Genomic DNA, 12117 nt, shown 5'->3' on the forward strand with positions numbered 1-12117 from the left:
GGTGCCCCGCATGCAGTTCCACTGGGAGAGCGTGACCGTCGTGCACGGCGTGCTCGGCACAGCGGTGCTCGTCGTGGGCGCCGCGCTGCTCCTGCGCCTGTCGCGGGCGGCGGGCTCGGAGCTCGCCCGGCGGCGCGTGATCGCCTTCCTCGTGGTCGTCGTGCTGCAGGCGCTGGTCGGGGTCGTGCAGTCGCTCATCGCGCTGCCCGAGACGCTCGTCGCGGTGCACCTCCTCGGCTCGGCGCTCATCTGGGTCGGCGCGGTCCGCGTGCTGCTCGACGTGAACCCGAGGCTGTTCACCGTGCGCGCCCAGCGCCGGGACGCCGCCCAGGAGCTCCAGCCCGCCGCCTGACCGCGGGCTCCGGCTCGGCGGAGAGCAGGTGCCGCCGGAGGCGCAGGAGCACGCGGGGGAGCGTCCGCAGCGGGAGGTCGGCCGCGATCGCGCGGGCGAGAGGGCCGAACGCCCGCGCGGGTCCGGTCGGCAGGCCGGCGCCCACCAGTGCGGTCACGAGTCGTGCGGGGATCGGGGTCGATGCGTCGTTCGTCATGGCGGAACCGAATCACGGACCACCGACACCGGTATGGCCATGCGCGTCTGGATGCGCGTCACCGGTGCCCGGCCGACACCCAGGTGCGGAGGTTCCCCTGAACGGCGGACGCCGGTAGAATGAGAAGCTGGTCACGGTTCGACGCACCCTGCGCACGTGATCCGCACACGGCCCGATGGAGCGCCGACGCACACCTCCGGAATCCAGGGACGCACATCATCCGCTCCGCGCATCAGATCGATCGCGCGACCGGCCGGAGAGCACCCGCGGGCCACCCCCGGGGGAATGACTCCGGGACCCGACCGGTTAGCAGTGGGTAGGAAACGAGGTACACATGTCAGACATCCTGATCGACCGCCCCGAGCTCGAGAGCCTGGGCGTCTACGAGTTCGGCTGGTCCGACTCGGACTCCGCCGGAGCCTCCGCACGACGCGGCATCTCGCCCGAGGTCGTCTCCGACATCTCCGCGCTCAAGAACGAGCCCGCCTGGATGCGCGACCGCCGCATGAAGGCCCTGAAGCTCTTCGAGCGCAAGCCCATGCCGACGTGGGGCGCCGACCTGTCGGACATCGACTTCGACAACATCAAGTACTTCGTCCGCTCCACCGAGAAGCAGGCGCAGACGTGGGACGACCTCCCGGACGACATCAAGAACACGTACGAGAAGCTCGGCATCCCGGAGGCGGAGCGCCAGCGCCTCGTCGGCGGCGTCGCGGCCCAGTACGAGTCCGAGGTCGTCTACCACCAGATCCGCGAGGACCTGGAGGAGCAGGGCGTCATCTTCATGGACACCGACACGGCGCTGCGCGAGCACCCCGAGATCTTCGAGGAGTACTTCGGCACCGTCATCCCCGCGGGCGACAACAAGTTCGCGGCGCTGAACACCGCGGTCTGGTCCGGCGGCTCCTTCGTGTACGTCCCCAAGGGCGTCCACGTCGACATCCCGCTGCAGGCCTACTTCCGGATCAACACCGAGAACATGGGCCAGTTCGAGCGGACCCTGATCATCGCGGACGAGGACAGCTACGTCCACTACATCGAGGGCTGCACGGCTCCGATCTACAAGTCGGACTCGCTGCACTCGGCCGTGGTCGAGATCATCGTGAAGAAGAACGCCCGCGTGCGCTACACGACGATCCAGAACTGGTCGAACAACGTCTACAACCTCGTCACCAAGCGCGCGATCGCGCACGAGGGCGCGACGATGGAGTGGATCGACGGCAACATCGGCTCCAAGGTCACGATGAAGTACCCGTCGATCTTCCTGGTCGGCGAGCACGCCAAGGGCGAGACCCTCTCCGTCGCGTTCGCGGGCCCCGGCCAGCACCAGGACGCCGGCGCGAAGATGGTCCACATGGCGCCGTACACGCAGTCGTCGATCGTCTCGAAGTCGATCGCCCGCGGCGGCGGTCGCGCCGGATACCGAGGCGAGGTCCGGGTGGACGCGAACGCGCACCACTCGGCGAACACCGTGCGCTGTGACGCGCTCCTGGTCGACACCATCTCGCGCTCCGACACCTACCCGGCGATCGACATCCGCGTCGACGACGTGCAGCTCGGCCACGAGGCGACGGTGTCGAAGGTCAGCGAGGAGCAGCTCTTCTACCTGATGTCGCGCGGCCTGCCGGAGGACGAGGCGATGGCCATGATCGTCCGCGGCTTCATCGAGCCGATCGCGCGCGAGCTGCCCATGGAGTACGCCCTCGAGCTGAACAAGCTCATCGAGATGGGGATGGAGGGCAGCGTCGGTTGACGCCCGCCTCCCCCCTCGAAGGGGCGCCCGGACGGGGCGCCCCGCACCCATCGAAAGGAACCACCGCCAGATGACGGTCCCCACGAGCGCCGCGACCCCCGAGATCGACGGCGCGGCCGCCGCTGAGCGCCTGGGCATCAGCGCCCACTCCGACGGGGCGTTCACGCCCGTGCAGACGCGCTCCGAGCGCTTCGCGTCGGCCGACGTCGAGGCCTTCGAGGCCGTCACCGGCCGCGAGATCGCCTGGAAGCTGACGCCCGTCGCCCGCCTCGGCGATCTGATCGACGGCGCGCTCGACGGCTCGCCCGCCCCCCTCGAGCACGCGGCGGTGGACGGTGTGGACGTCTCGTGGGTCGGCCGCGACGACCAGCGGATCGGCACCGCCGGCCTCCCCGAGGACCGCGCCGCCGCGAACGCCTGGTCGAGCTTCGAGAAGGCCCTCGCCGTCCGCGTGACGGGAGAGGACGAGAAGGTCGCCACCCTCGTCCGCTCGGGCCTCGGCTCCGCACCCCGCGCCGCGCACACGATCATCGAGGCGGCGCCCTACGCCCGCGCCGTCGTCGTGCTGCAGAACGAGGGGGAGGCCTCCCTCGCGGAGAACGTGGAGATCCTCGTCGGCGAGGGCGCGCAGCTCACCGTCGTCACCGTGCAGGAGTGGGCGGACGACGCCCGGCACCTGGCCAACCACTTCGTGCGGGTCGGACGCGACGCGAAGGTGAAGCACATCGTGGTCACCCTCGGCGGCTCCATCGTCCGGGTGAACCCCTCGGCGCACCTCGTCGAGCGCGGAGCGGACGGCGAGCTCTTCGGCCTGTACTTCGCCGACGGCGGCCAGCACCTCGAGCAGCAGGTGTACGTCGACCACGACGCCCCCGACACCCGCAGCCGCGTGACCTACAAGGGCGCGCTGCAGGGCGAGGGCGCGCGCACCGTCTGGATCGGCGACGTCCTGATCCGCAACAGCGCCACCGGCACCGACAGCTACGAGCAGAACCGCAACCTCGTCCTCTCGGACGGCACGCGCGCCGACTCCATCCCGAACCTCGAGATCGAGACCGGTGACATCGCCGGAGCGGGGCACGCCTCGGCGACCGGCCGCTTCGACGACGAGCAGCTCTTCTACCTGCAGTCCCGCGGCATCCGTGAGGACGAGGCGCGACGCCTGGTCGTGCGCGGGTTCCTCAGCGAGATCGTGCAGCAGATCAAGGTCGCCGAGCTCGAGGACCGCCTGCAGCTCGCGATCGAGGCGGAGCTCGCCGGCAGCGCCGGCCAGACCGGCTCCTCCCGCGGAGCGGCGGTCCCCGCATGAGCAACGCCGCGATGATCTGCTCGGTCTCCGAGCTGATCCCCAACCAGGCCATGCGGGTCGAGGTCGACGGAGTCGCGATCGCGGTCGTGCAGGACTCCGCCGGCGAGATCCACGCCATCGGCGACACCTGCACCCACGGCGAGATCTCGCTCTCCGAGGGCTTCGTCGAGGGCGACAGCCTCGAGTGCTGGGCGCACGGCTCCCAGTTCTCCCTCCGCACCGGCACCCCCCTGAACCTCCCGGCCTACGAGCCGGTCCCCGTCTTCGTCGTCGAGATCATCGACGGCGACGTCTACATCGACCCGACCGTCACGAAGGAAGTCTGAATGTCCGTTCTCCAGATCAGCGATCTCCACGTCAGTGTCGAGACCGAGCAGGGGACCAAGCAGATCCTCCGCGGTGTCGATCTCACCATCAACCAGGGTGAGATCCACGCGATCATGGGCCCCAACGGGTCCGGCAAGTCCACCCTCGCGTACACGATCGCGGGACACCCCAAGTACCACGTCGACGGCGGCTCGATCACCCTCGACGGCGTCGAGGTTCTCGACATGTCCGTCGACGAGCGCGCCCGCGCGGGCCTCTTCCTCGCAATGCAGTACCCGGTCGAGATCCCCGGTGTGACCAACACCAACTTCCTCCGCACCGCCAAGACCGCGATCGCCGGCGAGGCGCCCGCCATCCGCACGTGGACGAAGGACGTCAAGTCGGCGATGGCGAACCTCCGCATGGACTCGTCCTTCGCGGCGCGCAACGTCAACGAGGGCTTCTCGGGCGGCGAGAAGAAGCGCAACGAGATCCTCCAGCTCGAGCTGCTCGCCCCGCAGTTCGCCATCCTCGACGAGACCGACTCCGGCCTCGACGTCGACGCGCTCAAGATCGTGTCGGAGGGCGTCAACCGCGCCCACCAGAGCACCGGTCTCGGCGTGCTGCTGATCACGCACTACACGCGGATCCTCCGCTACATCCAGCCCGACTTCGTCCACGTCTTCGTCGCCGGCCGCGTCGCCGAGCAGGGCGGCAAGGAGCTCGCCACCCGGCTCGAGGACGAGGGCTACGACCGCTTCCTGACCTCGGCGACGGTCTGATCATGGCGGTCACCACTCTCGAGCCGAAGCTCTTCGACCAGGTCGAGGAAGCCCTCAAGGACGTCATGGACCCCGAGCTCGGGGTCAACGTGGTCGACCTGGGACTCATCTACGACCTGGGCTGGGACGACGAGAACGACGCCCTCGTCATCCATATGACCCTCACCTCGGCGGGCTGCCCGCTGACCGACGTGCTCGAGGAGCAGACCGCCGAGTCGCTCGACGGCATCGTCGAGGCGTTCCGGATCAACTGGGTCTGGATGCCGCCGTGGGGTCCCGACCGGATCACCGAGGACGGGCGCGACATGATGCGCGCACTCGGCTTCTCGATCTAGCCGCTGCACACCGACGCCGAAGGGCCGGGAGGAGTCGTCCTCCCGGCCCTTCGGCGTTCCTGTCGTCTTCAGCCTGTCGCAGTCCATCGTGGAGTCGGAACGGCCGGGCGGGACGGCTCCGGAGTCCGGGCCCGTCGTCGCCCCCGCCGGTCGAGTCGGTGGAGGTGCCCACCGAGGTCGAGCAGGAGGACCGGGCGGCTCGACCTCTGCCGGACGCCCGAAGGGCCGGGAGGAATCGTCCTCCCGGCCCTTCGGCGTCCGTACGACCGCTCAGCGCGAGCGTCGCGAGAGCATCGCCCAGGTGGTGGGGAGCAGCGCGGCAGCGACCAGCGCCTTGAGCGCGTCGCCGACCAGGAAGGGCACGAGTCCCGCGGAGAGGACGGAGCCGAGGTCGGCGGGCAGCCCCAGCGAGGCGAGGGCGGCGGCCAGCCAGGGCAGGCCGACGAGGTAGATGGTGGCGGTGCCGGCGAGGAAGGTCACCAGCGTGCCGAGGACGCGACGGTCCCACTGCCGCTGGGCGAGCCACCCGGTGACGATCGACGCGAGGACGAAGCCGACGATGTAGCCGCCGGTGGGACCCGCGAGGACCGCCCAGCCGTGCGAGCCCTCGGTGAAGACCGGGGCGCCGAGAGCGCCGACGAGCGCGTACACGAGCATGGAGAGCGCGCCGCGGAGTGCGCCGAGCGTCGTGCCGACCAGGAGGACCGCGAAGGTCTGGCCCGTGAAGGGGACCGGCCACATCGGGATGAACAGCTGCGCCATCGCTGCGGTGAGACCTGCACCCGCGAGCACCAGCAGGGCGTCGGTCGCGACGGAGCGGGTGACGAGCCGGTCGGCGAGGACCGGGCGCGGGAGGGCGGAAGAGGAAGGGGACATGGGTGATCTCCGAGAGTCCTGGTCGCCCGAGAGCGAGGAGCGAGCGCGTCCGCGGTGAGCGGACGTGGATCCGCCCCGCGGCTCAGGAAATATACTAGGGGGCTGCCGCATCGCGGCCCCTTGCCCCACTCCTCCCGAACCGAACGCCATTTCTTGGCGGGAACGGACAGCACTGTGCTCAGCGTGCACGACCTCGAACTCCGAGTCGGCGCCCGACTCCTGATGGAGAACGTCTCCTTCCGGGTGGGCGACGGCGACAAGGTCGGCCTCGTCGGCCGCAACGGGGCGGGGAAGACGACGCTGACCAAGGTCCTCGCGGGCGACCTCATCGCCTCGAAGGGCACGGTCGACCGCGGCGGCGAGATCGGCTACCTCCCTCAGGACCCGCGCTCCGGCGACCCGGAGGAGCTCGCGCGCACCCGCATCCTCGACGCCCGCGGGCTGGGGCAGCTGGTGCTCGGCATGCAGGAGGCGACGGTCGCGATGTCGAGCAGCGACACCTCCGTGAGCGAGGCCGGCATGAAGAAGTACGGCAACCTCACGGACCGCTTCCTCTCCCTCGGCGGATACGCGGCTGAGGCGGAGGCCGCGTCGATCGCGAGCAACCTCAACCTCCCCGACCGGATCCTCGACCAGCCGCTCAAGACGCTCTCCGGTGGCCAGCGGCGCCGCATCGAGCTCGCGCGCATCCTCTTCTCCGACGCGAGCACGCTGATCCTCGACGAGCCGACGAACCACCTCGACGCCGACTCCGTCGTCTGGCTCCGCGAGTTCCTCAAGAACTACCGCGGCGGCTTCATCGTGATCAGCCACGACATCGAGCTGGTCGGCGAGACCGTGAACCGCGTCTTCTACCTCGACGCCAACCGCCAGGTCATCGACGTCTACAACATGAACTGGAAGAACTACCAGCGCCAGCGCGCCGCCGACGAGGAGCGCCGCAAGAAGGAGCGGGTCAACGTCGAGAAGAAGGCCGGCGCCCTCCAGCTGCAGGCCGCGAAGTTCGGCGCGAAGGCCTCGAAGGCCGCGGCGGCGCACCAGATGGTCGCGCGGGCCGAGCGCATGCTCAGCGGGCTCGAGGAGGTCCGCGCGGTCGACCGCGTCGCGAAGCTCCGGTTCCCGACCCCGTCCGCCTGCGGTCGCACCCCTCTGCAGGCTCAGAACCTGTCGAAGAGCTACGGCTCGCTCGAGATCTTCACCGCCGTCGACCTCGCGATCGACCGGGGCTCCAAGGTCGTCATCCTGGGGCTCAACGGAGCGGGCAAGACGACGCTCCTGCGCATCCTGGGCGGCGTCGACCAGCCCGACACCGGAGTGATCGAGGCCGGGCACGGCCTCCGGATCGGCTACTACGCGCAGGAGCACGAGACGATCGACGTCAAGCGCTCGGTGCTTGAGAACATGGTCTCCTCCAGCCCGAACCTCACCGAGACCGAGGCGCGCCGGGTCCTGGGCTCGTTCCTGTTCACCGGGGACGACTCGCACAAGCCGGCCGGGGTCCTCTCCGGCGGGGAGAAGACCCGTCTCGCCCTGGCGATGATCGTGGTCTCGGGCGCGAACGTTCTCCTGCTCGACGAGCCCACCAACAACCTCGACCCCGCGAGCCGCGAGGAGATCCTCGACGCGCTCGCGCACTACGAGGGCGCGGTCGTCCTGGTCAGCCACGACGAGGGAGCCGTCGAGGCGCTGAACCCCGAGCGCGTCCTGATCATGCCGGAGGGCACCGAGGACCACTGGGCGGCCGACTACCTCGACCTGATCACGCTCGCCTAGCGGGCGTCGAGCAGCTCGTCCTCGACCTCGGAGTCGCTGCGGCCGCGGCGTCGGCGGCGCTCCTCGCGCCGCTCCTCGGCCGCCACGACCTCGGGGTCGTCTGCGTTGCGGATTCGGTACTCGTGGCGGATCGCCCAGCCGAGCCCGCCGAAGCCCATGACGGCGAACAGCACCCACTGGACGGCGTAGCTGATGTGCAGGCCCTCGTCGGCGACCGGCTTGATCGCGGCCAGCGGGGGAGCGTCGACCGGCGCCGGCGCCTCGGCGACCAGCAGGCCGTACGCCGAGGTCCGCAGGGGCTCGTCCAGCTGCGTCGACAGGTCGTCGAGCTGGATCGTGGCGATCTGGCCGGCCGGTGCGGAGCGTCCGTCGATCCGTCCCTCCGCGGGCTTCAGGCGGGCGACGACGGTCACCTCCCCCTCGGGCGGCGCGGGGATCGCGTCGGGGGAGTCCTGGGTCGAGCCGACGGGGACCCAGCCGCGGTCGACGACGAACACGCTGCCGTCGTCGAGCCGCAGCGGCGTCAGGATCTCGAAGCCGGGGTTGCCGTTGTAGGGCCGGTTGCGGACGAGGGTCTGCCCCTGCGTCTCGTAGACGCCGGTGATCTCGACCGGGCGGTACTCGAGGGCGTCGTCCCACGTGGAGTCGGCGGGGAGCAGCCCGTCGAGCGCCACCGGGTCGGCGGTCCAGTTCGCGGTGACCAGCCGGTTGGTCGAGGCGGCCTGGTCGAGCCGCGCGACCTGCCAGCGCGAGAGCAGCACGCAGGCGACGGCGAAGACGATCGCGAGAGCGAGGTAGCCGAACCAGCGTCGCGAGAAGACGAAGCGCCAGGAGGGACGGGGCGCGTCGCCGCTCATCGTTCCGCTCCGCGATCGACCGTGTAGAGCGGCTTCACCTCGAGCGGGAAGTCGCGGGCGAGGAGGAACTCGCGCAGGAACTCCAGGTGCTCGCCGCAGGCCAGCCAGGTCTTCCGACGGTCCTCCGCGTGGATCCTCGGGTTCCGCCACTCGATCGCGAATGTCGCCGTCCGCGGGCAGCCCGCTCGGGAGCAGGCGTGCGCGTCGGGGACCCGGCCGAGCGGGATCACGGCCGGTCTCCCCGCGGGTCGCCGCCCTCGGGGCCGGTCGGCGCCTCGGAGTCGGGGGCGGGGGGCGGCGGGACCGGCCGGGAGAGGACGATCGCACCCGGCCGCTCGACGTTGCCGCGCTCGCCCGCACTGCCGACGTTGGCCAGCACGACGGCGAAGTAGGGCAGGACCACGGCGCCGATGGCGAAGAACAGCAGCCACCAGCCGTGGGCGAAGAGCAGGCAGATGACGCAGAGCATTCTGATGCCCATCGCGATCGAGTACTTGATCGCGCGGGAGCGCCGCTCGGCGCTCGGCGACGGCGGTAGGGAGGTGAGTGTCTCGCGTGGTTTCACAGCCCTGCAAGCCTACGTCGCGGCGGGCGGGTGCAGGCCGGGAGGGCCTCATCCCGGAATCTGTTGCGCGACGCGCCTCTAGGATGTACGGGTCGCCCGGCGCCGCACGAGCGCCGGCAGGAGGGACACCATGACCACGCCGCGCACCGTCCTCGTCACCGGGGGCAACCGGGGGATCGGCTTCGCCATCGCCCAGGAGTTCGTGGCCGCCGGTCACCGGGTCGCCGTGACCGCGCGCTCGGGCTCCGGTCCGGAGGGCTCCCTCACCGTCGTCGCGGACGTGACCGACGCCGCCTCCATCGACGCCGCGTTCACGCAGGTCGAGGCCGAGCTGGGCCCGGTCGAGATCCTGGTGGCGAACGCGGGCATCACCCGCGACACCCTGCTGCTGCGCATGACGGAGGAGGACTTCACGTCCGTCGTCGACACGAACCTCACCGGGGCGTTCCGCGTCGTCAAGCGCGCATCGAAGGGGATGCTCAAGCAGCGCTTCGGCCGCGTCGTCCTCATCTCCAGCGTGGTCGGCCTCTACGGGTCGCCGGGCCAGATCAACTACTCCTCGTCGAAGGCCGCCCTCGTGGGCTTCGCCCGCTCGCTGACCCGCGAGCTCGGCGCCCGCAACATCACCGCCAACGTCGTCGCTCCCGGCTTCATCGAGACCGACATGACCGCCGAGCTCTCGCCGGAGCAGCAGGCGGAGTACCGGAAGAGCATCCCGCTCGCCCGCTACGGCACCGCTGCCGAGGTCGCGAAGGTCACGCGCTGGCTGGCCGGCGACGAGGCGGCGTACATCTCGGGTGCCGTGATCCCGGTCGACGGCGGCCTGGGGATGGGCCACTGACCGATAAGCCCTGGGCTTATATCCGGCGGATATAAGCTCTAGGCTTATGCGATGGCCTCCTCCGATGTCGTCGCCGTGCTCCTGGACCTGGTGACCTCCCGCTCCCTCGTCGACCGCGCGGGTGCTCAGCGCGAGATCGAGCGGGGCTTCGCCGAGGTGGAGGCCGCGGTCCCGGCGATCCAGCCCCTGCACCCGACGGTCGGCGACGAGTTCCAGGCGATCTACCCCTCCGTCCACGCCGCGCTCCGGGCGACGCTGCAGGCGCGCCTCTCGCTCCCGGCCGGCGTCGACTGCCGCGCGGGCATCGGCCTGGGCGAGGTGCGGGTGGTCGGGTCGGGGATCGCCGGGGACCTCGAGGACGGGTCCGGCTGGTGGCGCGCGCGCGAGGCCATCGATCGCGCCCACGCGCTCGAGGACGGTGCCGTGCCCACGGCCCGCGGATGGTTCGTCGCCGGGGACGCCGACGGGGACTCCGGCGAGGCGGCCGTCAACGCCTACCTCCTCTCCCGCGACGCGCTGGTCGGAGCGCTCAGCGCGCGCGATCGCCGACTCGTGCTGGGGAGCCTGCGCGGAGCGTCGCAGAAGGAGCTGGGCGAGCAGGAGTCGATCTCGCAGCCCGCCGTCTCGCAGGCGCTGCGGCGCGCGGGAGCGGGCGCCCTCCTCGCCGGCGCGCGCCTGCTGGAGGAGACGTGCTGACGGCGCTGCTGCTCGCCGTGATCGGCCTCGGCGACCTCGCGCGCACGCACCTCCGCCGCCGTGCGGCCCTCCTCGCGATCCCCGTGCTCGCCGCCGCAGCCGTGACCGCAGCGCTCCTCGTCGGAGCCCCGCCGCTCGGTGCGGCGATCGTCGTCGTCCTGGCCGGAGCCTGGCTGCTGACGACCACGACCGTCGAGAACGCGCGGCCGCCCGGGGGTCTGCGTCCGGCCGTCGCCCTCGTCGCGGCGGTCCTGGTGCTGACCGCTGTCGACCGCGCCGTCGGCGTCCCGACGGGGCCGCTCGCGCCGACCATCGTCGCGAGCACGCTCCCTCCGATCGAGCAGCTCGCTCTGGCGGTCGGAGCCGGGCTCTTCCTGCTGGAGAGCGGCAACGTGATCGTGCGGGCGGCGCTGTTCCGCGAGCTCCCGCAGGCCGAGCCCGCGCCGCGTCCGCGCTGGAGCGAGCGGTTCGCGCGTCGGGAGCCGGCCGACGCCCGCCTGCCGGACCTCCAGGGCGGGCGCACGATCGGACCGCTGGAGCGGCTGCTGATCGCCGGTCTCACGCTCGCCGGAGCGATCGGCCTCGCCGGTGCCGTGCTCGCGGCCAAGGGGATCGTGCGCTTCCCCGAGATCTCCCGCGACGGCGGCAGCGGCGAGAAGGCGGAGTACTTCCTGGTGGGCTCGCTCGTCAGCTGGGCGCTGGCGCTCGGCTGCGCCGGACTCGTCGCGATCGCGGGCCGCTGACCTTCCTGAGGCCGGGGGAGGCGGGCCTCAGCCGCGGAGGCCGAGGACGGGCAGCAGCTGCGACAGGTCGAGGCCGCCGACGACGAGGTCGGCGCGCTCGCGCACCAGGGGCTTGGCGTTGAAGGCGACCGCGAGGGAGGCGACCGCCATCATCTCCAGGTCGTTCGCACCGTCGCCGACGGCGATCGTGCGCTGCGGCGGGACGCCCGAGACCGCCGCCCACTCGCGGAGCGCCTCCGCCTTGGCCGCGGCGTCGATGACCGCCCCGTCGACCGCTCCGGTCAGCAGGCCGTCCCCGCAGCAGAGGCGGTTGGCCCGGACGAAGTCGAGGCCGAGCGCACCGGCGACCGGGTCGAGGACCTCGTGGAACCCTCCGGACACCACACCGACGCGGCCGCCGGCGGCGTGGACGCCGGCCACGAGCTCGGCGGCGCCGGGCGTGACGCGGACGCCCGAGCTCACACCGGGGAGCACCGACTCCGGGACCCCGGCGAGAGTGCCGACCCGCTCGCGGAGGCTCTCGCCGAAGTCGAGCTCGCCGCGCATCGCCCGCTCCGTGACGGCGGCGACGCGCTCCTCGGAGCCGGCGTGCACCGCGAGGAGCTCGATCACCTCGTCCTGGAGGAGGGTGGAGTCCGCGTCGAGGACGACGAGGAAGCGGGCAGGCGTCGCAGGACGCTCACTCATGGGCCGGTCCGATCGGTCGGGTGGGCGCGCCGGGGCGCAGAGCTCG

At 71.4% G+C, this 12117-nt stretch carries 14 protein-coding genes and 1 pseudogene; 10 read left to right on the plus strand and 5 right to left on the minus strand.

The window, feature by feature from the left end; genetic code table 11:
- From C5D04_RS03575 to C5D04_RS03600, 6 genes and pseudogenes are all read left to right on the plus strand, one after another.
- Positions 1–352: pseudogene (locus tag C5D04_RS03575) on the plus strand (hypothetical protein); the annotation flags it as partial.
- Positions 353–882: 530 nt separating this feature from the next.
- Complete coding sequence (sufB, locus tag C5D04_RS03580) at positions 883–2301, plus strand: Fe-S cluster assembly protein SufB (RefSeq protein ID WP_104221933.1); 1419 nt, start codon at positions 883–885, stop codon at positions 2299–2301.
- 70 nt (positions 2302–2371) lie between these two features.
- A complete protein-coding gene (sufD, locus tag C5D04_RS03585; RefSeq protein ID WP_104292110.1) occupies positions 2372–3610 on the plus strand; it encodes a Fe-S cluster assembly protein SufD in 1239 nt (412 codons plus the stop codon).
- The gene (locus C5D04_RS03590) at positions 3607–3936 is read left to right on the plus strand and encodes a non-heme iron oxygenase ferredoxin subunit (RefSeq protein WP_077222834.1); all 330 of its coding nucleotides are present in this window, start codon (positions 3607–3609) and stop codon (positions 3934–3936) included. The genes sufD and C5D04_RS03590 overlap by 4 nt, the downstream gene beginning before the upstream one ends.
- Positions 3937–4698: a Fe-S cluster assembly ATPase SufC gene (gene sufC, locus C5D04_RS03595; protein WP_104347246.1), complete on the plus strand. Its 762-nt coding sequence runs from the start codon at positions 3937–3939 to the stop codon at positions 4696–4698.
- 2 nt (positions 4699–4700) lie between these two features.
- Positions 4701–5033, plus strand: a complete 333-nt coding sequence (locus tag C5D04_RS03600) for a metal-sulfur cluster assembly factor (protein ID WP_104221939.1) — start codon at positions 4701–4703, stop codon at positions 5031–5033.
- 270 nt (positions 5034–5303) lie between these two features.
- Here the strand turns inward: C5D04_RS03600 and C5D04_RS03605 are convergent, their stop codons facing one another.
- On the minus strand, positions 5304–5909 hold the full coding sequence (locus C5D04_RS03605; protein ID WP_104232632.1) for a biotin transporter BioY: 606 nt from the start codon (positions 5907–5909) through the stop codon (positions 5304–5306).
- 174 nt (positions 5910–6083) lie between these two features.
- On the opposite strand from C5D04_RS03605, the gene C5D04_RS03610 reads away from it, so the two are divergent.
- Entirely contained in the window at positions 6084–7682 is a 1599-nt protein-coding gene (locus tag C5D04_RS03610) for an ABC-F family ATP-binding cassette domain-containing protein (RefSeq protein WP_104221943.1), read from the plus strand.
- Here the strand turns inward: C5D04_RS03610 and C5D04_RS03615 are convergent.
- Genes C5D04_RS03615 through C5D04_RS03625 form a run of 3 tightly spaced genes read right to left on the minus strand, consistent with a single transcriptional unit; the run spans position 7679 to position 9104 of the window.
- On the minus strand, positions 7679–8539 hold the full coding sequence (locus C5D04_RS03615; protein ID WP_104347247.1) for an SURF1 family protein: 861 nt from the start codon (positions 8537–8539) through the stop codon (positions 7679–7681). The two genes, C5D04_RS03610 and C5D04_RS03615, sit on opposite strands and share 4 nt — an antisense overlap.
- Positions 8536–8769: a hypothetical protein gene (locus tag C5D04_RS03620; protein ID WP_104225286.1), complete on the minus strand. Its 234-nt coding sequence runs from the start codon at positions 8767–8769 to the stop codon at positions 8536–8538. Before C5D04_RS03620 ends, C5D04_RS03615 begins: the two co-directional genes overlap by 4 nt.
- Entirely contained in the window at positions 8766–9104 is a 339-nt protein-coding gene (locus tag C5D04_RS03625) for a DUF3099 domain-containing protein (protein WP_104221949.1), read from the minus strand. Before C5D04_RS03625 ends, C5D04_RS03620 begins: the two co-directional genes overlap by 4 nt.
- A gap of 130 nt (positions 9105–9234) precedes the next feature.
- Here C5D04_RS03625 and C5D04_RS03630 point away from each other — a divergent pair, with 130 nt between their 5' ends.
- The 3 genes from C5D04_RS03630 to C5D04_RS03640 are packed head-to-tail and all read left to right on the plus strand — an operon-like array spanning position 9235 to position 11384.
- Positions 9235–9945, plus strand: a complete 711-nt coding sequence (locus C5D04_RS03630; RefSeq protein WP_104225284.1) for a beta-ketoacyl-ACP reductase — start codon at positions 9235–9237, stop codon at positions 9943–9945.
- Between the two features lie 51 nt (positions 9946–9996).
- Positions 9997–10641 (plus strand): SatD family protein, encoded by a 645-nt coding sequence (locus tag C5D04_RS03635; protein ID WP_104347248.1) that lies wholly within the window; start codon positions 9997–9999, stop codon positions 10639–10641.
- Complete coding sequence (locus tag C5D04_RS03640) at positions 10635–11384, plus strand: hypothetical protein (protein WP_104347249.1); 750 nt, start codon at positions 10635–10637, stop codon at positions 11382–11384. Before C5D04_RS03635 ends, C5D04_RS03640 begins: the two co-directional genes overlap by 7 nt.
- A 27-nt stretch (positions 11385–11411) precedes the next feature.
- On the opposite strand, the gene serB is transcribed toward C5D04_RS03640, so the two are convergent.
- On the minus strand, positions 11412–12071 hold the full coding sequence (gene serB / locus C5D04_RS03645) for a phosphoserine phosphatase SerB (protein ID WP_104347250.1): 660 nt from the start codon (positions 12069–12071) through the stop codon (positions 11412–11414).
- Positions 12072–12117: the final 46 nt, after the last annotated feature.

Origin of the sequence: Rathayibacter sp. AY1D2 (assembly GCF_002932695.1) — a bacterium.
Classification (GTDB): Bacteria; Actinomycetota; Actinomycetes; order Actinomycetales; family Microbacteriaceae; genus Rathayibacter.